The 19,865-nt window shown below is 70.1% G+C and carries 21 protein-coding genes and 1 pseudogene; 16 read left to right on the forward strand and 6 right to left on the reverse strand.

The window, feature by feature from the left end; all coding sequences use genetic code 11:
* Nucleotides 1–54: 54 nt before the first annotated feature.
* The 3 genes from ACFQ6S_RS39490 (at nt 55) to ACFQ6S_RS39500 (ending at nt 2,431) form a co-directional block, all read left to right on the forward strand.
* Nucleotides 55–1,050: an EamA family transporter gene (locus ACFQ6S_RS39490; protein ID WP_383420362.1), complete on the forward strand. Its 996-nt coding sequence runs from the start codon at nt 55–57 to the stop codon at nt 1,048–1,050.
* Between the two features lie 164 nt (nt 1,051–1,214).
* On the forward strand, nt 1,215–1,886 hold the full coding sequence (locus tag ACFQ6S_RS39495) for an NAD(P)-dependent oxidoreductase (protein ID WP_383420802.1): 672 nt from the start codon (nt 1,215–1,217) through the stop codon (nt 1,884–1,886).
* A 68-nt stretch (nt 1,887–1,954) separates the two neighbouring features.
* Nucleotides 1,955–2,431 carry a 4-oxalocrotonate tautomerase family protein gene (locus ACFQ6S_RS39500; protein ID WP_383420364.1) on the forward strand — a complete coding sequence of 159 codons (477 nt, stop codon included), beginning with the start codon at nt 1,955–1,957 and terminating at the stop codon, nt 2,429–2,431.
* Nucleotides 2,432–2,463: 32 nt separating this feature from the next.
* On the opposite strand, the gene ACFQ6S_RS39505 is transcribed toward ACFQ6S_RS39500, so the two are convergent.
* Nucleotides 2,464–3,048: a TetR/AcrR family transcriptional regulator gene (locus tag ACFQ6S_RS39505; protein WP_383420365.1), complete on the reverse strand. Its 585-nt coding sequence runs from the start codon at nt 3,046–3,048 to the stop codon at nt 2,464–2,466.
* Nucleotides 3,049–3,162: 114 nt separating this feature from the next.
* Here ACFQ6S_RS39505 and ACFQ6S_RS39510 point away from each other — a divergent pair, with 114 nt between their 5' ends.
* Nucleotides 3,163–3,594 (forward strand): 4-oxalocrotonate tautomerase family protein, encoded by a 432-nt coding sequence (locus ACFQ6S_RS39510; RefSeq protein ID WP_383420804.1) that lies wholly within the window; start codon nt 3,163–3,165, stop codon nt 3,592–3,594.
* Nucleotides 3,587–4,596: pseudogene (locus ACFQ6S_RS39515) on the forward strand (zinc-binding dehydrogenase). Before ACFQ6S_RS39510 ends, ACFQ6S_RS39515 begins: the two are co-directional and overlap by 8 nt.
* Nucleotides 4,597–4,716: 120 nt before the next feature.
* Here ACFQ6S_RS39515 and ACFQ6S_RS39520 read toward each other — a convergent pair.
* Nucleotides 4,717–5,154: a hypothetical protein gene (locus tag ACFQ6S_RS39520; protein ID WP_003974483.1), complete on the reverse strand. Its 438-nt coding sequence runs from the start codon at nt 5,152–5,154 to the stop codon at nt 4,717–4,719.
* Nucleotides 5,155–5,748: 594 nt separating this feature from the next.
* Here ACFQ6S_RS39520 and hemL point away from each other — a divergent pair.
* The 10 genes from hemL to ACFQ6S_RS39570 all read left to right on the forward strand — a co-directional run bounded on the left by hemL (nt 5,749) and on the right by ACFQ6S_RS39570 (nt 15,716).
* On the forward strand, nt 5,749–7,083 hold the full coding sequence (gene hemL, locus ACFQ6S_RS39525) for a glutamate-1-semialdehyde 2,1-aminomutase (protein WP_383420367.1): 1,335 nt from the start codon (nt 5,749–5,751) through the stop codon (nt 7,081–7,083).
* Nucleotides 7,080–7,778, forward strand: a complete 699-nt coding sequence (locus tag ACFQ6S_RS39530; protein ID WP_383420369.1) for a histidine phosphatase family protein — start codon at nt 7,080–7,082, stop codon at nt 7,776–7,778. The genes hemL and ACFQ6S_RS39530 overlap by 4 nt, the downstream gene beginning before the upstream one ends.
* Nucleotides 7,779–7,889: 111 nt before the next feature.
* The gene (locus ACFQ6S_RS39535; RefSeq protein ID WP_383420371.1) at nt 7,890–9,203 is read left to right on the forward strand and encodes a hypothetical protein; all 1,314 of its coding nucleotides are present in this window, start codon (nt 7,890–7,892) and stop codon (nt 9,201–9,203) included.
* A gap of 66 nt (nt 9,204–9,269) precedes the next feature.
* Nucleotides 9,270–9,875 (forward strand): TlpA family protein disulfide reductase, encoded by a 606-nt coding sequence (locus ACFQ6S_RS39540; RefSeq protein ID WP_383420373.1) that lies wholly within the window; start codon nt 9,270–9,272, stop codon nt 9,873–9,875.
* A 1-nt stretch (nt 9,876) separates the two neighbouring features.
* Entirely contained in the window at nt 9,877–10,650 is a 774-nt protein-coding gene (locus ACFQ6S_RS39545) for a cytochrome c biogenesis CcdA family protein (RefSeq protein WP_383420375.1), read from the forward strand.
* Nucleotides 10,651–10,653: 3 nt separating this feature from the next.
* Complete coding sequence (locus ACFQ6S_RS39550; protein WP_383420377.1) at nt 10,654–12,378, forward strand: cytochrome c biogenesis protein ResB; 1,725 nt, start codon at nt 10,654–10,656, stop codon at nt 12,376–12,378.
* A 186-nt stretch (nt 12,379–12,564) separates the two neighbouring features.
* Nucleotides 12,565–13,665: a c-type cytochrome biogenesis protein CcsB gene (gene ccsB / locus ACFQ6S_RS39555; RefSeq protein WP_383420379.1), complete on the forward strand. Its 1,101-nt coding sequence runs from the start codon at nt 12,565–12,567 to the stop codon at nt 13,663–13,665.
* A gap of 76 nt (nt 13,666–13,741) precedes the next feature.
* Nucleotides 13,742–14,347 carry an RNA polymerase sigma factor gene (locus ACFQ6S_RS39560; RefSeq protein WP_383420381.1) on the forward strand — a complete coding sequence of 202 codons (606 nt, stop codon included), beginning with the start codon at nt 13,742–13,744 and terminating at the stop codon, nt 14,345–14,347.
* Nucleotides 14,344–15,276, forward strand: coding sequence for a CU044_5270 family protein (locus tag ACFQ6S_RS39565; protein WP_383420383.1), 933 nt, complete (start codon nt 14,344–14,346; stop codon nt 15,274–15,276). The genes ACFQ6S_RS39560 and ACFQ6S_RS39565 overlap by 4 nt, the downstream gene beginning before the upstream one ends.
* 38 nt (nt 15,277–15,314) lie before the next feature.
* Entirely contained in the window at nt 15,315–15,716 is a 402-nt protein-coding gene (locus ACFQ6S_RS39570) for a hypothetical protein (protein ID WP_383420385.1), read from the forward strand.
* Nucleotides 15,717–15,767: 51 nt separating this feature from the next.
* Here ACFQ6S_RS39570 and ACFQ6S_RS39575 read toward each other — a convergent pair whose 3' ends face one another.
* The 4 genes from ACFQ6S_RS39575 to ACFQ6S_RS39590 all read right to left on the reverse strand — a co-directional run bounded on the left by ACFQ6S_RS39575 (nt 15,768) and on the right by ACFQ6S_RS39590 (nt 19,338).
* On the reverse strand, nt 15,768–17,165 hold the full coding sequence (locus ACFQ6S_RS39575; protein ID WP_383420387.1) for a condensation domain-containing protein: 1,398 nt from the start codon (nt 17,163–17,165) through the stop codon (nt 15,768–15,770).
* Between the two features lie 91 nt (nt 17,166–17,256).
* Nucleotides 17,257–18,243 carry an isopenicillin N synthase family dioxygenase gene (locus ACFQ6S_RS39580; protein ID WP_383420388.1) on the reverse strand — a complete coding sequence of 329 codons (987 nt, stop codon included), beginning with the start codon at nt 18,241–18,243 and terminating at the stop codon, nt 17,257–17,259.
* Complete coding sequence (locus ACFQ6S_RS39585) at nt 18,236–18,694, reverse strand: nucleoside deaminase (RefSeq protein ID WP_383420390.1); 459 nt, start codon at nt 18,692–18,694, stop codon at nt 18,236–18,238. Before ACFQ6S_RS39585 ends, ACFQ6S_RS39580 begins: the two co-directional genes overlap by 8 nt.
* 41 nt (nt 18,695–18,735) lie before the next feature.
* Nucleotides 18,736–19,338 carry a TetR/AcrR family transcriptional regulator gene (locus ACFQ6S_RS39590; RefSeq protein ID WP_383420392.1) on the reverse strand — a complete coding sequence of 201 codons (603 nt, stop codon included), beginning with the start codon at nt 19,336–19,338 and terminating at the stop codon, nt 18,736–18,738.
* A 147-nt stretch (nt 19,339–19,485) separates the two neighbouring features.
* On the opposite strand from ACFQ6S_RS39590, the gene ACFQ6S_RS39595 reads away from it, so the two are divergent.
* Nucleotides 19,486–19,854 carry a hypothetical protein gene (locus ACFQ6S_RS39595; protein ID WP_383420394.1) on the forward strand — a complete coding sequence of 123 codons (369 nt, stop codon included), beginning with the start codon at nt 19,486–19,488 and terminating at the stop codon, nt 19,852–19,854.
* The last annotated feature ends 11 nt before the right edge of the window (nt 19,855–19,865 follow it).

The following is a 19,865-nucleotide window of genomic DNA, read 5'->3' on the forward strand; positions in this document are numbered from 1 at the left end:
GTGATGACAACCATGTGTTGGAGTCATGGGGGCGGACTGCGGAGACTGCTTCACATGCATCCTTCGACCGAGCGGTCACCGGGCCCGCCCCGGACGTACGCACAGCCGATGGCCACCGTCGCGCTGACCGCGTTCGCCCCCGCGGCCTGGGGCACCACGTACGCCGTGACCACGGAACTCCTGCCGGCCGGGCATCCGATGTTCGCCGGACTGATACGCGCCCTGCCCGCCGGGCTGCTGGCGCTGGCGATCACCCGTGTGCTGCCGCGCGGCGACTGGTGGTGGAAGGCCGGGGTCCTCGGCGCGCTCAACATCGGCACCCTGTTCCCGCTGTTGTTCCTGGCGGCCGAACGGCTCCCCGGCGGGGTCGCCGCCACCCTCGGCGCAGCCCAGCCACTGCTGGTCGCCGGGCTGGCCATCGGGGCGCTGCATGTCCGGCCGACGGTCTGGCGCTTGGTCTGGGGCGTGCTCGGCCTGGCCGGCGTCGGACTCGTCGTGCTCGGTCCGCAGGCCCGGCTGGACGCCGCCGGTGTGCTCGCCGGTCTCGGCGGTACGACCGCCATGGCCGCCGGGACCGTCCTCACCAAGCGCTGGGGGAGGCCCCCGGGTGTCGGTCCGCTGGCCCTCGCCGGCTGGCAACTGAGCGTCGGCGGCGTGCTGTTGCTCCCGCTCACCCTCGCGATCGAGGGGCTGCCGGAGCGGATCGACGCCGGGGCGGCGGCCGGCTATCTGTGGCTCGGCAGTGTGGGCGGGCTGATCGCGTACACGCTGTGGTTCCGGGGCATCGGCAGGCTCTCGGTCGGCGCGTCGGCTCCGCTGGTGCTGCTGTCGCCGCTGGTCGCGACCGCCATCGGCATCGGGTTGGGCGAGTCGCTGAGCGTGCCGCAGTCCTTCGGGTTCGTGCTGGCGCTGGCCGCGTTGCTGGCGGCGCAGTTCGAAATCCCGAAGGGCGGTTTGCGTGGGCTCGTGGGGGGAGGCGGGATTCGGCGAAGCGGCGGGCGGGGTGGGGGAGTTGGAGAGCCGCGGGTTCGTGAGGGGCAGGTTCGGTGAGCGGGGGTTCGGTACGGGCGGGTTCGGCGGCGACGGGTTCGGTGATGGCGGGGGCGGGGTCGGTGGAGGCGGGATCGGTGCAGGCGGGGTTCGTGACGGCGGGTCCGGAGGCGCCCGTGCCGATGTCGGCGGCTTCCGTGGCCGCAGGTCCGATGCGGCCGGCCATGACGATCGCCGTGCTCGGTGCCACGGGAATGGTCGGCGGCCGGGTGATCGCCGAGGCGGTCGCGCGCGGGCACCGGGTGCTCGCCCTGTCCCGTGAGCCGGCGGACGCGGACGCGGGACAGGGTGCGCACGTGAAGCCGGTCGCGGTCGACGTGAACGACTCGGCGGCCGTCGGTGAGGCCCTCGCGGGCTCCGGCCCGACCGGCGCCGCGGACGCCGTCGTACTGGCCGTGCGGACCTTCCCGGCCGACCGGGACTTCCTGGTCGGCGCCACCCGCACGGTGCTGGACGCCGCCGCACGGCTGGGCGTCCGCGTGCTCGTGGTGGGCGGTGCCGGCGCCCTGCGCAGCCCCGGCGACCCCGGTCTGCTGGTGGCCCACGACCCCGCGTACGTGCCGGCCGAGTACCGGGCCGTGGCGGAGGCCGGAGCGGCACAGCTGCGGACCTGCCAGGACCACACCGGCACCGACTGGGTCTACCTGAGCCCGCCGGCCGTGCTCGAACCGGGCGACCGGACCGGCCGCTACCGGCGCGGCACCGACACCTTGCTAACGGGGGCGGACGGGCGTTCGTGGATCAGCGCGGAGGACCTGGCCGTGGCGGTGGTCGACGAGGTCGAGAACCCGGGGGGCGAGCGCCACATCACCGTCGTTCACCTACCCTCGATATGACAGTCGTTATAGAGCACGGGTAGCCTGCGGTTCATCCTGCTCTATAACGACTGTCATAGGAGATCGCCATGACGATCATCACCGTGCACACCCCCAAGGGCCGCCTGGGCCTCGAGCAGCGCCGTGAGCTCGCCGAGACGCTCACGGACGCGGTGCTGGTACCGGAGGTGGGTCGCCTCGCGCCGGCCGCCCGGGTGGGGTTCCAGGTCCACTTCGTCGAGCGTGAGCCCGACATGATGGCCATCGGCGGGCGGCTGCTGGCGGACGCCGGGCCGGAGGCCGACGTGATGACGATCGACGTGGCGGTGATGGACGCCGCGTGGCAGCCGGACGTCCGGGCCGAGGTCATCGAACGGGTGCTGGCCGCGATGGCGGCGGCCTGCGGGACGGTGGCCCCGTCGCCGGCCTGGTGGGTCACCTTCCGGGTGATCGACGAGGGGAGCTGGGGCTCCTCGGGTGGCGTGCTGTCCGTCCTGTCGCTGCTCGACAGCGGCGTGTTCACGGAGGAGCGGGTGAAGGCGGTGCGCGGCGCGCTGGGTGCCTGAGCGAAGGGCCCGCCGGCCCACCTCGGCGTCGGTCAGTCCTTGATCGCCGCAAGGATCAGCGCCTGCAGCTGCGCGGCGGTCCGGTCCAGCGGCTCGGTGCTGCGCTTGGCGCGGCACATGGCCACGGTCCCCTCGACGGCCGCGACGACGAGCGTCGCCAGCTGCGCGGCCTGCTCGGGCCCGGCCCCGTGCTCGCGCAGCGAGGCGGCGAGCAGGCCCTCCCACTCCTCGAAGACCTCGGCGGCGGCCAGCAGGACCGCGGGTGTCTCGTCGGTGGGCGGTTCCTCGATGGCGACCGCGAGGACCGGACACCCGGCCCGGAAGTCCGTGTCGACGACGATCTTGCGCCACAGCCCGAGGAAGGCGCGCAGGCCGGCCACCGGTCCCGCGTCGAGTTCCTTGCGCAGGCTCCCGGCGACCCATGTGCCGGTGTAGCGGACGGCCTCGGTCGCCAACTGCTGCTTGCCGTCGGGGAAGTAGTGGTACGTCGAGCCGAGCGGCGCCCTGGCGTGCTTGGCCATCTCGCGGATGCTCGTCGCGTTCAGGCCGCGCCGGCTGATCATGTCGGCCGCACCGGCCACGATCCGCTCCCGGGCCGTCGGGCTGGGCTTGCTCACGTACGCGGTCCCTTCTGACCCCACTGGCTATAACAACCGTCATAGTCTAGCGTGACCGCCGTCTATAACGACTGTCATAGACCTCTATGGCAGCAGGAGGAGAGAGGTGTGGCCATGCCGATGATCCGGCTCACGACCCCCGCCGGTGCCCTGACCGACCAGGGCCGGGCAGGCGTCCAGCGCGACCTGGCCGCCGTACTGCTGCGCTGGGAGGGTGCGCCCGACACGGCGTTCTTCCGCGCCCAGGCCTGGAGTTACCTCGTGGAACTGCCGGCCGGCACCCAGACCACCGCCGAGGACGACGCACCGCGCTTCCTGGTGGAGGTCACCGTCCCGCAGGGCGCCCTCTCCGAGCGCCGCAAGGCGGGCCTGGTCGAGGAGGCGACGCGGACCGTCCTGTCCGCCGCCGGTCTCGCCGCCGAAGAGGCCTTGCGGGTATGGGTGCTGGTGCACGAACAGCCCGACGGCACCTGGGGTGCGGGCGGCTCCGTCGTGCGGCACGCCGACCTGGTCGCCCTGGCGAAGGGGCAGCGGGCCGATGCGTGAACTGACGTACGTGGCCCGGCGCACCGTCGAGTGGCGCGAGGCGCCGGACCCGAGGATCCAGGCAGGCGGCGAGGCGATCGTCGCGCCGGTGGCCGCGACACCCTGCGACGTGGACTCGGCGATCCTGGCGGGACATGGCTTCATCGACCCGCCCTTCGCGCTGGGTCACGAGTGCGTGGCCAGGGTCGTGGACGTAGGCGGCACGGTCACCACCGTCGCCCCCGGCGACCTGGTCGTCGTCCCCTGGTCCATCAACTGCGGCACCTGCGACCGCTGCCGCGCCGGACTGACCGCGCACTGCGCCGCCGTGCCCTACATGGCGATGTACGGCGCCCCGATCGGCGGCACCTGGGGCGGACTCTTCTCCGACTTGGTCCGCCTTCCCTACGCCGACGCCATGCTCGTACCCCTTCCCGCCGCCTCGACCCGGTCGCCATGGCGTCGGCCAGCGACAACTGGTCCCTGGCCTGGCGGCTGGTCGCCCCGCATCTCAAGTCCCGCCCCGGCGCCCGGGTCCTGGTCGTCGCCCGTGGCAGCATCGGCCTGTACGTGTGCGACATCGCCCGCGCGCTGGGCGCCTCGGACGTCCTCTACGTCGACCCGGAGCCCGAGCACCGCACGATCGCACAGGGGTACGGCGCCTCCACGGCCGAATCCCTCGACCCGCTCCCGCGGGGCTTCGACATCGCCGTGGAGGCCACCGGCCGCGTCGACCAACTCTCCCTGGCCGTCAAGTGCCTGGTCCCGGAGGGTGTCTGCGAGAGCGCCGGCAACCACTTCCGCCCCGGCGAACTGCCCCTCCTCGACATGTACCTCACCGGCGTCACCCTGCGCATCGCCCGCGACAACGTCCGCGCCCACATCCCGGCCGCCCTGGAGCTGGCCGCCTCCGGCAAGGTCACCCCCGAGAAGGTGGTCTCCCACGTCATCGACTGGGAGGATCTGCCGACGGCACTGCCGGAGAAGCACCTGAAGCCGGTGTTCGTCCGCTCGGAGGCCTGACGAGCCCGGGGGGGGCAGACGCAGAGATCCGGCAACGGGGGGCCGGACAGATCCGGCAACGGGGGGCCGGACATGACGAGGGCGGGGTCCGAAACCCCGCCCGCTACCAGCGCAGCCGCCTCAGGGCCACACCAGGCAATACGGCTGATGCCCCGCCTCGTGAAGCCGGTGCGAGAAGTCCTGCCACTCATGCAGCAGCTGATACACATTGAACGCGTCCCGGGGCCCGCCCCGGTCCGGCACCGTCGACCAGATGAAGGCGGCCGCGCCGACCGCTTCCTCTCCTATGCCGCGCAGCGGGTCCACCACCGTCATCGGGAGCTTGACCACCGCGTAGTCGGGGTGCAGGACGACCAGCTCCAGCGGCGGGACCTTGTGCAGGGGGACGCCCTCGATGCCGGTCAGGACCATCGCTGCCATGGTCTCCGGCTTGATCTTGGTGAACATGCCGTTCATGCCGAGCTCGTCGCCGCCGAGTTCCTCGGGGCGCATCGAGATCGGGACGCGGGCCGCCGTCGCACCGTCCGGCGCGCCGAAGTACTTGTACGTCACCCCCACCCGACCACCATTCCTGCTCCCCGCCCGCAGACGGTCGACCTGGCTGTCGATCCGCCGGTCGATCGGCTCGTGCTCACTCGGTACACCGGGTCCACCGGAAACGTCTGGCATACCCGGTACAACGTGTCCCTGGCGTGCTTCGTTCGAATCCTCCGCGTCGCGCCGGTGCTTTCCCCCACGGGCACGTCGAGGACCCAGGCCATCGGTCCCCTCGCCCAGTCCGCCACCGCGATGCATATCTCCACCCGACTGCTTTTCTAGGACGCGTGGCCCCCGCCGCGCAACCCGATCATCGTGTCAGTGACCTCCCCCACGGCCGCCCGCCGAAACGTGCGGTGAAACACCTCTCCGCGGGATCTTGTCAGTCCCCGACCACCACGCCCCGCATGAGCTGTGTGTATCACGTCCAGTCTCGCAGATCGCGCGGGGGCGACGGGGGGTGACGGCGGGAGGGGAGGGGTTGAGGTGACGTGGCCCGGGGGCGGCGGCGGCCCGCTGGCGACCTCTTTGCCTGGCCTACTCTGAGGAGGTCACTGGCAACCGGAGTCCGAGATCATCGGAGTAGGTCAGAGAAGGTCGGAGTAGTCGCAGGTCATGAGCGAAGCCCCCTCTTCAGGAACGCCCTATCCATACGATGCGCCTGCCTCGCAGGCTCTGTTCGACCGAGCGGCCGCCGTCACACCGGGCGGCGTGAACTCCCCGGTGCGCGCCTTCCGTGCCGTGGGCGGTACACCCCGGTTCATGGTGTCCGGTACCGGTCCGTACCTGACCGACGCCGACGGGCGCGAGTACGTCGACCTGGTCTGCTCCTGGGGGCCCATGATCCTCGGGCACTCCCACCCGGACGTGATCGCCGCCGTCCAGGACGCCGTGTCCCGCGGTACGTCCTTCGGTACGCCCGGTGAGGGCGAGGTCGCGCTCGCCGAGGAGATGGTCGACCGGATCGAGCCGCTCGAGCAGGTGCGGCTCGTCTCCAGCGGCACCGAGGCCACCATGTCCGCCATCCGGCTCGCGCGTGGGTTCACCCAGCGGTCCAAGGTGATCAAGTTCGCCGGTTGTTACCACGGTCACGTCGACGCGCTGCTCGCCGCCGCCGGGTCGGGGGTCGCCACCTTCGCCCTCCCCGACACCCCCGGCGTCACCGGCGCCCAGGCCGGCGACACCATCGTCCTGCCGTACAACGACCTCGAGTCCGTGCACGAGGCCTTCCACCGCTACCCCGGCGAGATCGCCTGCGTCATCACCGAGGCCTCGCCCGGCAACATGGGCGTCGTCCCGCCGCTGCCCGGCTTCAACGAGGGCCTGAAGGACGCCTGCCGCGAGAACGGCGCCCTCTTCATCTCCGACGAGGTCATGACCGGATTCCGGACCAGCCGCGCCGGGTGGTACGGCGTCGACGGGGTCAAGCCGGACCTCATGACCTTCGGCAAGGTGATGGGAGGCGGCTTCCCGGCCGCCGCCTTCGGTGGTCGCGCCGATGTGATGGCTCACCTCGCGCCCGCCGGCCCGGTGTACCAGGCCGGCACCCTCTCCGGTAACCCGGTCGCCACCGCCGCCGGCCTCGCCCAGCTGCGGCTCCTCGACGAGGCCGCGTACGACAAGATCGACGCGGTGTCACAGACCGTCCAGGCCCTCGTCACCGAGGCCCTCGCCAAGGAGGGCGTCGCGCACCGGCTGCAGAACGCCTCCAACATGTTCTCGGTCTTCTTCACGGACCGTGACGTGCGCAACTACGAGGACGCCAAGCGGCAGGAATCCTTCCGCTTCACCGCCTTCTTCCACTCGATGCTGGCCCAGGGCGTCTATCTGCCGCCCTCCTCCTTCGAGTCCTGGTTCGTGTCCACGGCCCACGACGAGCAGGCCGTCCAGCGCATCGCCGACGCCCTCCCGGCGGCGGCCCGAGCGGCAGCGGAGGCCACGGCGGCATGAGCGACGACATCCACAGGAGCGACAGCGACATCACCGTCGTACACCTCATGCGGCACGGCGAGGTCGCCAACCCGGACGGGATCCTCTACGGCCGTCTCGCGGGGTACCACCTGTCCGACCTCGGGCGGCAGATGGCCGACCGGGTGGCCGAGCATCTCGCCTCCCGTGACGTCACCCACGTCGGCGCCTCTCCGCTGGAGCGCGCGCAGGAGACCGCCACGCCGATCGCCAAGGCGCACGGGCTGGACCTCGCGACCGACGCGCGGCTCATCGAGGCCGGCAACGTCTTCCAGGGCAAGACCTTCGGCGTGGGGGACGGGGCCCTGAAGAAGCCGGCGAACTGGAAGCACCTGGTCAACCCGTTCAAGCCGTCCTGGGGCGAGCCGTACGTCGACCAGGTCATCCGCATGATGGGGGCGCTGGACGCCGCCAAGGACGCGGCGCGTGGGCACGAGGCCGTGCTGGTCAGCCATCAGCTGCCGATCTGGATCGTGCGCTCCTACGTCGAGAAGCGGCGGCTGTGGCACGACCCGCGCAAGCGGCAGTGCACGCTCGCGTCCCTGACCAGCTTCACCTACCAGGGCGACAGGATCGTTTCCGTCGGCTACAGCGAGCCGGCCATCGATCTCGTGCCCGCCCACCTCCGGGCCGGCGCCAAGCCGGTCCAGGGGAAGAGTAAGGCCTTCGGAGCCTAAGACACGTTTGTGACATTTGTTGCGAATCCTCCGTGATCTGGAGGAACCTCCCCGTTCGTCGGGCCCTCTGACTGGGTGACCACCAGAGCAAGCACGACGGACGGGGCAGCAATGCGCAACTTCAGCCGAAGGGGAGTCATCGGACTCGGTGCCGGAGCGGCCGCCGCCCTAGGGCTCGCGGGGTGCGGCACGCTCACCTCGTCAGACGGGTCGGACCCCTCCGGAGGTTCCAACGCCGGCAAGGACAACCAGCCCGGCGCCCAGGCCGACCGCGCCCGCCCCATAGGCGACGGCTCCACCTCCTACACCGGCAAGCAGCCGAACCAGCCCGGCAAGCCCGAGCCGCTGGAGCCGGGGCAGGAGCCCCCGCAGTTCGTCGTGTTCTCCTGGGACGGCGCCGGCGAGGTCGGCAACGGCCTCTTCCCGCGCTTCCTCGACCTCGCCAAGGAGCACGAGGCGCACATGACCTTCTTCCTCTCGGGGCTGTATCTGCTCCCCGAGTCGAAGAAGCGGCTCTACGACCCGCCGAACAACCCGCGCGGCGCCTCCGACATCGGCTACCTCACCGACGACCACATCAAGGCGACGCTGAAGAACGTCCGCCAGGCCTGGCTCGACGGCCATGAGATAGGCACCCACTTCAACGGCCACTTCTGTGCCGGCAGCGGCACCGTCGGCAACTGGACCCCGCAGCAGTGGCGCAGCGAGATCGATCAGGCCAAGTCCTTCGTGAAGGAGTGGCGGACGAACTCCGGGTGGACCGATCTGCCCTCGCTCCCCTTCGACTACGACAAGGAACTCGTCGGCGGCCGCACGCCCTGTCTCCTCGGCCAGGACAACCTGCTGCCCATGGCCCGTGAGCTGGGCTGGCGTTACGACGCCTCCTCGCCGGGCGGGCGTCAGGTGTGGCCGCAGAAGAAGCAGGGGCTGTGGGACCTGCCGTTGCAGCAGATACCTTTCCCCGGGCGTTCGTTCGAGGTCCTCTCCATGGACTACAACATGCTCGCCAACCAGTCGGTCAACTCCACGAACGCGCCCAGCCACAACTACCCGGGCTGGCGCGAGCAGTCGGCGCAGGCGTACATCCAGGGCTTCAAGCGGGCATTCGAGTCAAACCGTGCGCCCTTCTTCATAGGCAACCACTTCGAGCAGTGGAACGGCGGCATCTACATGGACGCCGTCGAGGAGTCCCTCAAGCACATCGCGCGGGAGAAGGAGAAGGGTGCCGACATACGGCTCGTCTCCTTCCGGCAGTTCGTGGACTGGATGGACGTACAGAAGCCGGATGTTCTGGACAAGTTGCGCACTCTGGACGTCGGACAGGAGCCTGCCGGCGGCTGGAACGCCTTCATGAAGGGCGGCTCCGCGAACTCCTCCACCGGTTCCCCCAGCGGTTCCGCCGAGGGCGCCCAAAACGCCGCCTGAAATGCGGGTTTACGTCCGGGAGGGGGGTGCGCAAGATCCCCGGAACGGACATGCGAAACTTTTCACATGAGTGCCGCCCGTCGCGCCCGCAGCCGTACCGCCCTGCTCGCCGTCACCAGCGCCGTTGCCGCCGCGCTGGCCCTGTCCGCGTGCAGTTCGGGTGGTACGTCCGGTGGCGGCGGGGACACCAACTTCGTCGCCGGCAACGACGGTGTCGACACCGTCGCCCAGGGCAAGCGCGCCGCGGCGCCGGAGCTGTCCGGCGAGACCATCGACGGCAAGCAGCTCAGCACCGCCGACTACAAGGGCAAGATCCTCGTCATCAACGTATGGGGATCATGGTGCCCGCCCTGCCGGGCCGAGGCGAAGAACTTCCAGACCGTCTACGACGACGTCAAGGGCCAGGGTGTCGAGTTCGTCGGCATCAACACCCGGGACACCAGCACCACCCCCGCGAAGGCCTTCGAGAAGGAGTACGGGGTCACCTACCCGAGCCTGTACGACCCCACGGGCAAGCAGATGCTCCGCTTCGGGAAGGGCACGCTCAACCCGCAGGCGATCCCGTCCACGCTCGTCGTCGACCGGAACGGCAAGATCGCCGCGCGTGCGCTGCAGCCCCTCAGCGAGGAAAAGCTGCGCGCCATGATCAAGCCCGTCCTCGCGGAGAAGTGACGTGAGCGCACTGTCCACGCTCGCCGAGGGCGCGAGCATCAACGGCACCGTCATGGACGGCGCCCTGTTGCTCGCGCTGCCGATCGCCGTACTCGCCGGCCTCGTCTCCTTCTTCTCCCCGTGCGTCCTGCCGCTCGTGCCCGGATACCTGTCCTATGTCACCGGGGTCAGCGGCACCGATCTGGCCGACGCCCGGCGTGGCCGGATGGTCGCCGGGGCGTCGCTGTTCGTGCTCGGCTTCACCGCCGTGTTCGTCTCCGGCGGGGCGCTGTTCGGCTTCTGGGGCGCCAATCTGCAGGAGAACAAGGACGTCCTGACGAAGGTCCTCGGCGTCCTGCTGATTCTCATGGGCTTCTTCTTCATGGGTCTGATGCCCTGGCTGACCCAGCGGGAGTTCCGCTTCCACACCAAGCCGGCCACCGGGCTCGTCGGCGCCCCTCTGCTCGGCGCCCTCTTCGGCATCGGCTGGACGCCCTGTCTCGGACCCACCCTCTCCTCCGTGACGATCCTCGCGGCCAACCAGGGCAGCGCCGGCCGCGGCGCCCTGCTCACCGTCGCCTACTGCCTGGGCCTCGGCGCTCCCTTCGTGCTCGCTGCCGTAGCCTTCCGCAAGGCGCTCGGTGCCTTCGCCTGGGTCAAGCGCCACTATGTCTGGGTCATGCGGATCGGCGGCACCATGATGATCGTGACCGGTGTGCTGCTGCTGACCGGCGCCTGGGACCGCATCGTGCAGGAGATGCAGGTCTGGTCCAACGGCTTCACTGTGGGGATCTGATCGATGAGCAACACGACCGACAAGGCCGCCCCGGCCGCCCCCGAGGGCCAGGACCAGGACCTGGGTGCCGCCGGCTCCCAGCTCTCCACCGCCCCCACCGATGAGATCGCCAACCTGCCCTCGATGGGCGTCATCGGCTGGGCCCGCTGGTTCTGGCGGCAACTCACCTCCATGCGGGTCGCACTGCTGCTGCTCCTGCTGCTGTCGCTCGGCGCGATCCCCGGCTCGCTCATCCCGCAGACCGGCATCGACGAGACCAAGGTCGCCGAGTTCCGCAAGGCGCACGAGACGCTCGCGCCGGTCTACGACAAGCTCGGCCTCTTCAACGTCTACAGCTCGGTGTGGTTCTCCGCGATCTACATCCTGCTGTTCATCTCCCTCGTCGGCTGCATCATTCCCCGCACCTGGCAGTTCGTCGACCAGCTGCGCGGCCGCCCGCCGGTCGCCCCGAGGCGGCTGACCCGGCTGCCCGCCTACACCACCTGGCGCACCGAGGCCGAGCCCGAGCAGGTCCGTCAGGCCGCCCTCGCCCTGCTGAAGAAGCGCCGCTTCCGCGCCCACCTCACCGGTGACGCCATCGCCGCGGAGAAGGGCTATCTGCGCGAGGTCGGCAACCTCGCCTTCCACATCGCGCTGATCGTGATGCTGATCGCCTTCGCCTGGGGCCAGCTCTTCAAATCCGAGGGCAACAAGCTGGTCGTCGAGGGCGACGGCTTCTCCAACACCCTCACCCAGTACGACGACTTCAAGTCCGGCAGCCTCTTCGGCCAGGACGACCTCGACCCCTTCAGCTTCACCCTGAAGAACTTCAAGGGCACCTACGAGGCGACCGGCCCCAACCGCGGCACCCCGCGCACCTACGAGGCCGACCTCGTCTACAACGTGGGCGCCGACGGCAAGGACGAGAAGACCACCGTCAAGGTCAACGAGCCGCTGGAGATCGGCGACTCGAAGGTCTACCTCGTCAGCCACGGCTACGCCCCCGTCATCACGGTCCGCGACGGCAGGGGCCAGGTCGTCTTCCATGACGCCGTGCCCCTCCTCCCGCTGGACGGCAACGTCACCTCCACCGGCGCGATCAAGGTCATGGACGGCTACCGCGACGCCAAGGGCAAGTGGGACCAGCTCGGCCTCCAGGCCTTCTTCCTGCCCAGCTATGTCAAGGGCAACGAACTCTCCTCGCAGTTCCCCGCGCTGCTGAACCCGGTCCTGAACCTCGAGGCCTACCACGGCGACCTCGGTGTCAACGCGGGGCTGCCGCAGAGCGTGTACCAGCTCAACAAGAAGAACCTGGAGGGCTTCAAGGACTCCAAGGGCGCACAGCTCCGGGAGAACCTGAAGCCCGGCGAGACCATGAAGCTCCCGAACGGCGCCGGCACGGTCACCTTCGAGAAGGGCATCAAGGAGTGGGCCGGCTTCCAGGTCGCCCGCCAGCCCGCCAGCGGCTGGGCGCTCGCCGGTGCCCTCGCCGCGATCTTCGGCCTCGCCGCCTCCCTGTTCATCCAGCGCCGCCGCGTGTGGGTGCGGGCCGCCACCGGCACCGACGGCGTCACGGTCGTCGAGATGGCCGGCCTCGGCCGCAGCGAGTCCGCCAAGGTCCCCGAGGAACTCGGCGACCTCGCCGGGATCCTGTACGAGCAGGCGCCGGGGACCTCTCACGACACGGGGGCGGAGCCGGACGATGTGTCCGACTCCGACGCCTCGTCTGCCGAAGGGGCTGAGAATTGAATCCTCTCCCGCGTCGAACAAGGGAGATTCCTGGCTCTCGCCGCCCGGCGGACCGGCGGCCCACCAGGTCTTCCACGATCAACACCAGCCGGGTTGAAACCAGCCCGGTAACCCGACTGCAAGTTTCAGGCAGACCTCACCGCCCGACCGCAAGTCGCCGGGATATTCACCCGAAGGAGTGCTGAGGTGACCCTCGCCGCCGCAACCGATCTGGCCGCCGCCACCAACGAGAACCTCGCCAGCATCAGCAACACGCTGATCTACTCGTCGATGGCCGTCTACACCCTGGCCTTCTTCGCGTACATCGCCGAATGGCTCCTCGGCAGCCGCAGCAAGGTCGGCCGGACGGCCGCCGCGCTCACCCCGGCGAAGGTCGGCAAGGCCGCCGCGCCCGCCGTCACCGTGAACAAGGGCGGCTCCACCGCCGTACTGGAACGGCCGAAGGTCGTGGTGCGGTCCACGGCCGGGCAGCGGGACGTGCCGGACGGGCCAGGGGCGCACGGGGGCGATGAGCAGGGCGACCTCTACGGGCGTATCGCCATCTCCCTCACCGTGCTCGCCTTCCTCATCGAGTTCGGCGGTGTGCTCACTCGGGCTCTGTCGGTGCAGCGGGCGCCGTGGGGCAACATGTACGAGTTCAACATCACCTTTTCCACGGTCGCCGTCGGTGTGTATCTGACGCTGCTCGCGCTGAAGAAGAACGTGCGCTGGCTCGGGCTGTTCCTCATCACCACGGTCCTCCTCGATCTCGGCGTCGCCGTCACTGTCTTGTACACCGCCAGTGACCAGTTGGTTCCCGCCCTGCACTCGTACTGGCTGTACATCCACGTCTCCACGGCGATCCTGTGCGGTGCGGTCTTCTACGTCGGCGCCGTCTCCACGCTGCTGTACCTCTTCAAGGACTCCTACGAGGACAAGCTGGCGAGCGGCGGCACCCCCGGCCGCTTCGCGAACTCCGTCCTCGACCGGCTGCCCGCCGCCGCGTCCCTCGACAAGTTCTCCTACCGCGTCAACGCCGCCGTCTTCCCGCTGTGGACGTTCACGATCATCGCGGGCGCCATCTGGGCGGGCGACGCCTGGGGCCGCTACTGGGGCTGGGACCCCAAGGAGACCTGGTCCTTCATCACCTGGATCGCCTACGCCTGCTACCTGCACGCCCGCGCCACGGCCGGCTGGAAGGGCCGCAAGGCCGCCTACCTGGCCCTCATCGCCTTCGGCTGCTGGCTGTTCAACTACTACGGCGTCAACATCTTCGTCTCCGGCAAGCACTCGTACGCCGGGGTGTAAGTCCGTTGCCGCGAAGGCCGGTTTCTGTGACCTGGGTCATGGGAACCGGCCTTTGCCGTGCGGACAGGTAGAGGGCGTGGATACGAATCTGCGGAAACGCATCCGCGCGGGGGACCACGGCGCATTCGGTGAGCTCTTCGACGCGTACGCACGCTCCGTCTACAGCCATGCGTTCCGGCTCACGGGGGAGTGGCCCCTGGCCGAGGACGTCGTCTCGCTGACCTTCCTGGAGGCGTGGCGGCTGCGTGAACGCATCGATGAGGAGGGCGGCTCGCCCCGGCCCTGGCTGCTCGGCATCGCCACCAACGTCACGCGTAACCTCCGTCGCGCGAACCGAAGACACGCGGCCGCCGTCGCCCGCCTGCCGCGCGACGACGCGGTACGGGACTTCGCCGACGAGGTCGCCGACCGGGTCGACGACACCGCGCAACTGGCCCTCGTACGCACCGCGCTGGCCGAGCTGAGGCGGCCCGAGCGCGAGGTGCTGGCGCTGTGCGTGTGGTCGGGGCTGGACTACCGGGCGGCCGCGGAGGCGCTCGGGGTGCCCGTCGGGACCGTACGGTCGCGGCTTTCTCGCGCGCGGACAAAACTCGCGAAATATATGGAACCGCCTTACCGGGACGGACAGATGAACGGTGACCGCGGCACCGCGGTCGGGCCCACGAGGGAGGGAAACCGATGAGCCAGCTTCCTGAACACGACCTTCCGCCGGGCCGTCACCGACTCCTCAAGGAGCATCTGATGGCCGAGATCCATCGCGAAGAACCCGCACGCCCCGGCGCCAAGTGGCTGCGCCCCGCGCTCGCCGCGGCCGCCGTCGCCACCGCGGCCGCGGTCACCTTCGTCGTCCTGCCGGCGTCCGGCTCCGGCGGCGGGGCGAGCACCCAGCAGTCCGGCGCGACCGCCGCGGCGGTGCTGGAGGACATCGCGCTGGCGGCCGAGGACGCGGGCGACCCGTACGGCGAGATCCGTGACGACCAGTTCGTGTACATCGACAGCAAGGCGTCCTACGCGAGGTACGAGACAGGGAAGAAGACCAAGATCTTTCCGTTGCGCCGGTCCGAACAGTGGAAGTCCGTGGACGGTACCCGCGCGGGGCTGATCCGGCAGGACGGACGCGGCCAGTGGGCCACGGAGCCGGACGGGGTCCCCGGCAAACCCATCAGCGACCTCTCGAACAATTACCGGAACCTGTCGAAGCTCCCCACCAACGCGGACGAGATGTACGCATGGCTGGAGAAGATGGGCCCGAAGCACGCCGGTCAGGAGACCCCGCAGGCCATGTTCGTGCTGGTCGGCGATCTGATCCGGGACGCGATCGTGCCGCCGGAGCAGAGCGCGGCGCTTTTCCGCGCGGTCGCGCGGATCCCCGGCGTGAAGGTCGTGGAGAACGTGGTGGACGCGGCCGGCCGGCGGGGCGTCGCGATCACCCGTGACGACCCCGACAACCCGACCCGGGACGAGTGGATCTTCGACGTGAAGACTCATGAGTTCCTCGGCGAGCGCACGGTGGCCATCGAGGACTTCTCGGACATCAAGCGGGGTCAGGTGGTCGGCAAAACCGCGATCCTGGACCGGGCCGTAGTCGATCGCGCAGGTCAGCGCCCGTAACGGGTGCGTTTCGGCCCCGGCGGGGTCAGGCTGGTGTCATGACCGGTTCCATCGAGCAGGGCATCAGCCAGACCCACGGGAACACGCACATCCTGCACTTCCTGGTGCGGCTGCCCCGGTCCATGGCGGCGGTCTGGCCGTACCTCGCGACCGAGGACGGCCTCGCGTCCTGGTGCACCCCGGTCGACGCCCTCGAACCGCACCTGGGCGGCGCGGTCGATCTGCGCGAGTTCGGCAGCGGGCGGCTCACCGCCTGGGATGTGGACCGGGTCGCCGAGTACACGGTGGAGGGCGGCCGGATCCGCTTCCATCTGGAACGGGACGGCGAGAACGGGGCCGCGCTGCGCTTCACCCACGAGTTCCAGGGCGAGGCGGAGACGGAGCAGCGCTGGCGGGCCCGTTTCGAGCTGCTGATCGCGGAGTTGGACGGCGACTCCTGAAGGCCCTGGCCCTGGCCCTGTCCTTGGCCCTGACCTTGGCCTTGTCCTGGCCTACGACACGGTCGAGGTGATGATGTCCCGCAGCCGCTCCACGTACAGCCGCATGTTCTTCTGCGCGACGTCCGTGTCCGGGTAGCGGCCGGCGAACCACAGGCCCTCGTGCAGCCGGGTGACCCAGGCGCACACCTGGTCGCCGTACGACACCCTGATCAGGCCGCATGCCTTCTGCTCGCCCCACTGTTCGGACCCGGGGATGCCTCGGGTGTCCACGTAGGAGACCGTCGAGTACAGGTCGGGCGAGGTGGGGCGGAAGTCAGCGCCGAGCAGCCGGAGCACACGGGCGAGCGGCATGCGGGCCATGTGCCGGTTGGCGTGCAGCTCCGCGCGCACCGTCCGCAGCGCGCCGGGGAGGTCGCGGGCCTCGGCCATGGGGACCTCGACGGGGGCGCCGCCCACGTACCAGCCCACGGAGTCCGACCAGCGTGATTTCACCCGGGTGTGGAAGGGCACGACGGTGCGGTAGAAGGGATGCCCGCCGATCTCGTGGACGATGAGCGCGGTGGCGGCCAGGACGCCGACCGAACTGCCGCCGTAGGGACGGCAGTAGGCCTCGAAGGCGGCTGCGGTGTCCGGGTCCGTGAGCGGTTCGCACACGAGCTTCTGCGGTGGCAGAGGGCCATCGGGATCCAGACCGAGGTCGACGGGGAAGGCCGGCGGCCTTCCGTCGCAGCGGCGGATGAACTCCCGCCAGCGGGCGACGATCTCGTGCTTCTCGTCGACCCGGTCGGCCTCCGTCCGCTCGATCTCGCAGAAGTCGACATAACTGCCGACCGACGCGGACTCCGTGCCCTCCCCCTGCTCCGAGGGACCCGCCGCGTACAACTCCTGGATCGCGGCGGGGATGCGGTAGATGGAGTAGGCGTCGACGTTGCTGTGGTCGAAGGCCATGTACACGCTGGTGGAGTCGTCGCGTACGACGGCCGTGTAGATGAGGTTCGGCCAGCGCAGTGCGTCCGCCGTGGCGTCGAAGCGGTCCTGGAGGTGCTGGACCAGATCCGTCGGCTCGGCGAAGTCGCCGACATCGGTGCGCTGCAGGGCGAGGGCGTCGGCGTCGAGCGTGAACCGGCGCATCTCGTCGCCGGGTTCCCCGGACCACCGGAAGCCGCTGCGCAGCGTCTCGTGCTGCAGCGTCCAGCCGAGCAGGGCCTCCTCCAGCGCGTCGAGGTCGGCCCGGCCCGGGAGGTCGAAGGCGGTGCCGATCCAGGTCGGCGCGAACAGGCCGTCCGCACGCATGGTTTGGGCGGTCCGCAGGTGCGACTCCTGGTTGTACGCCGGTGGCCTGGAGTCCTCCGCCTGGAGTGTCGCAGCCGCGACGGTCGACGGGCTGAGCGTCCATTCGACGAGTCGTCCGGGCCGGACGTCGCAGCGCTGGATGTCAGTGATTCGCACGGGCGGCTCCATTCGCGGCGGGGGGCCACCCGAAAGGGTGGTATCCCGCCCAACGAGGCAACCCTTGCTCGGAAACGGTTCGGTTCCGCGATCAGTCGACGGTGATCGAGTCCAGCTTCGCCCGTAGATACACATGCGAGTCGACCGGCTCGTACGCCACCCGGCCCACCGGCGCGGGCACCGACTCCACGAGCGTGCCGGGCGTGCACTCGCCGAAGTAGACGAGGGACATCAGCTCCTCGGCGGGCGCGTCCGCGGGCGGCGGCAGCACCCGGTGCCGGCCCGACCGCCACCGGTCTCCGGTCCAACGGGCCATCAGATCGCCGATGTTGATGGTGAACGCCGCCGGGTCGTACGGCGCGTCCTCCCAGCCGCCCTCGTCCGTGTAGACCTGCAGACCGCCCTTCCCCTCCTGCCGGTCGAGGATGGTCACGGTGCCGAAGTCGGTGTGCGGGCCGATGCGGAACTGTCCCGGCTCCGGCTCGCCGAGCACCTCGCGGCCCGGATACCAGTTGATGTTGAAGCCGTACGTCGGGTGGTCCATGTGCCGGGAGAAGAAGTCGGGTTCGAGGCCGAGGGCCTCGCCGAGCAGGCACAGCAGCCGGTTCTCCAGCTCGCCCATCCGCGCGAGGTACTCCTCGCACAGCGGCCGCAGTTCGGGCACCTGGGCCGGCCAGACGTTCGGCGCGTACCACTCGGCGTTGATCACCGGGTCCTCGAAGGGTTCGTGCGTCGCGAAGGACAGCGACTCCTTCAGGTCCGGCGGGGTCTCGGTGCCCTCGGAGTACCCGTTGGCCTCCGCGCCCGGCCCGAGCCAGCCGCGTGCGCCGACCTTCACCGCGTACGCCTGCTTGGCCTCGTCGGGGAGCGTGAAGAAGGCGCGGGCGGCGGCGCGGATGCGCTCGCGCAGGGACGGGTCCACGCCGTGTCCGGTGACCAGGAGGAAGCCGGCGGTCTTCAGGGCCCGGTCGACGGTGCCGGCGATGGCTCTGCGGGTCTCGGCGTCGCCGTTCACCCAGGGGCGGAGGTCGATCGTGGGGATGCGGGGCGTGCCGGGGATGCGGGGCTGGTCACTCACCGATGTCCTCGTTCCACAGGTCGGGGTGGTGCTTGATGAAGGTGTGCATCAGGTCGACGCACTCGGGATCGCCGAGCAGCACGATCTCCACACCATGGTCGGCCAGCCAGTCGTGCCCGCCGTGGAACGTGACCGCTTCGCCGATCACCACCCGGGAGATACCGAACTGCCGGACCAGTCCCGAGCAGTACCAGCAGGGCGAGAGGGTGGTCACCATGGTCGTGCCGCGATACGACCGCTGCCGCCCCGCCGCCCGGAAGGCGGCCGTCTCCGCGTGCATGGACGGGTCGCCGTCCTGGACGCGCCGGTTGTGGCCGCGACCGAGGACGGCACCGTCCGGGCCGTAGAGGGCGGCGCCGATCGGGATGCCGCCCTCGCCGAGCCCGGCACGGGCCTCCGCGACGGCGGTGCCGAGCCACGTCCGAGCAGTCGCCTGATCCAAGAGCTCCATGTCTCCCACTCTCCTTCGGCAGCCGCTCCGCCTGGCCGGCGTTACCTCTGCTCTGCGCTGACCGACCGCCAGATCCGCTCCGGCAGGACACGCGCCGCCTCGTCGAGTCCGATGTCGCGGATGCCGGACAGCCATCGGCGTGCGGTGCCGACGACGGGGCCCAGGACCAGGGACTCGTACAGAGGCAGGGGGAGTTGGGCGAGTTCGCCGGATTCCACGTGCGTCTGCACCCACTCGGCGAACGCCGCCAGCCTGGCCTCCTGGGTGTCGCGGAGGTCCGCGCCCTGGGCCATCCCGCGGCGGTCGGCGGCGGGGGAGTGCAGGAGCAGAGCCGCGTCCTCGTGGTCCCTGACGAAGTCCAGATACGCCTCCACGACGGCGTAGACACCGGCACGGGCGTTCGGGGCCTGCGCCAACGCCGTGACCAGTTCGTCGAACAGCCGGGAGAGGCAGCGCAGCGCGAGCGCCTCGAAGAGGCCGTCGAGGCTCCCGAAGTGGTGGTAGAGGCTGCCGAGACTGACCTTGCTCCGGTCGGTGACCGCCTTGACGGTGAAACCCTGCTCACCCTCGGTGACGTACACCTGCAACGCGGCATCCAGGAGCCGGTCGACGGTGGCCTCACCGCGTCGCTGCTTGCTGGGCATGCGGAACAGGCTAGTGGGACGCGGTTCTAGAAACCACTTCTAGATAGGAGATCTAGAAAAAATTCTAGAACGTGCTTCCGGCAGGATGGTCCGCGGTCCACACTGTCCACACGACGAACGTCCGCACCGTGCAAGGGAGTTCCCCGGATGACTGAGGTGGAATTGGTCGCCGCCGCGCTGGCCGCGGGAGCGTCGGCCGGGCTCACGGACACCGCGCGCGGTGCCGTCCACGATCTGTACACCGGACTGCGCGATGCCGTGCGGCGCAGGCTGGACCCGGACGGTGTGGCGGACGCGCGCGTGCTGGACGCTCCCGACGCGGACCTGGAGGTGTGGCGGAGTCGACTGGTCGGCGTGCTGACGGGTTCCGGGGTCGAGCAGGACCGGGCGGTCATGGCCGGGGCGCGCGCACTGCTCGCCGAGACGGGGCAGGACGGCCGTTTCACCGTCTACGCCCCCGACTCCAAGGGCATGCAGAACGGCAACAACAACACACAGCACAACACCTTCAACTGACCGGGGCGGAA

The sequence above is a fragment of the Streptomyces sp. NPDC056479 genome (genome assembly GCF_042795335.1).
Lineage (GTDB): Bacteria > Actinomycetota > Actinomycetes > Streptomycetales > Streptomycetaceae > Streptomyces.

Bases quoted from the DNA above. Each gene is read 5' to 3' on its own strand.
- ACFQ6S_RS39490 (WP_383420362.1), top strand. From the start codon at position 55: ATGCATCCTTCGACCGAGCGGTCACCGGGCCCGCCCCGGACGTACGCA.
- ACFQ6S_RS39495 (WP_383420802.1), top strand. From the start codon at position 1,215: ATGACGATCGCCGTGCTCGGTGCCACGGGAATGGTCGGCGGCCGGGTG.
- ACFQ6S_RS39500 (WP_383420364.1), top strand. From the start codon at position 1,955: ATGACGATCATCACCGTGCACACCCCCAAGGGCCGCCTGGGCCTCGAG.
- ACFQ6S_RS39510 (WP_383420804.1), top strand. From the start codon at position 3,163: ATGCCGATGATCCGGCTCACGACCCCCGCCGGTGCCCTGACCGACCAG.
- hemL (WP_383420367.1), top strand. From the start codon at position 5,749: ATGAGCGAAGCCCCCTCTTCAGGAACGCCCTATCCATACGATGCGCCT.
- ACFQ6S_RS39530 (WP_383420369.1), top strand. From the start codon at position 7,080: ATGAGCGACGACATCCACAGGAGCGACAGCGACATCACCGTCGTACAC.
- ACFQ6S_RS39535 (WP_383420371.1), top strand. From the start codon at position 7,890: ATGCGCAACTTCAGCCGAAGGGGAGTCATCGGACTCGGTGCCGGAGCG.
- ACFQ6S_RS39540 (WP_383420373.1), top strand. From the start codon at position 9,270: ATGAGTGCCGCCCGTCGCGCCCGCAGCCGTACCGCCCTGCTCGCCGTC.
- ACFQ6S_RS39550 (WP_383420377.1), top strand. From the start codon at position 10,654: ATGAGCAACACGACCGACAAGGCCGCCCCGGCCGCCCCCGAGGGCCAG.
- ACFQ6S_RS39565 (WP_383420383.1), top strand. From the start codon at position 14,344: ATGAGCCAGCTTCCTGAACACGACCTTCCGCCGGGCCGTCACCGACTC.
- ACFQ6S_RS39570 (WP_383420385.1), top strand. From the start codon at position 15,315: ATGACCGGTTCCATCGAGCAGGGCATCAGCCAGACCCACGGGAACACG.
- ACFQ6S_RS39585 (WP_383420390.1), bottom strand. From the start codon at position 18,694: ATGGAGCTCTTGGATCAGGCGACTGCTCGGACGTGGCTCGGCACCGCC.
- ACFQ6S_RS39590 (WP_383420392.1), bottom strand. From the start codon at position 19,338: ATGCCCAGCAAGCAGCGACGCGGTGAGGCCACCGTCGACCGGCTCCTG.
- ACFQ6S_RS39595 (WP_383420394.1), top strand. From the start codon at position 19,486: ATGACTGAGGTGGAATTGGTCGCCGCCGCGCTGGCCGCGGGAGCGTCG.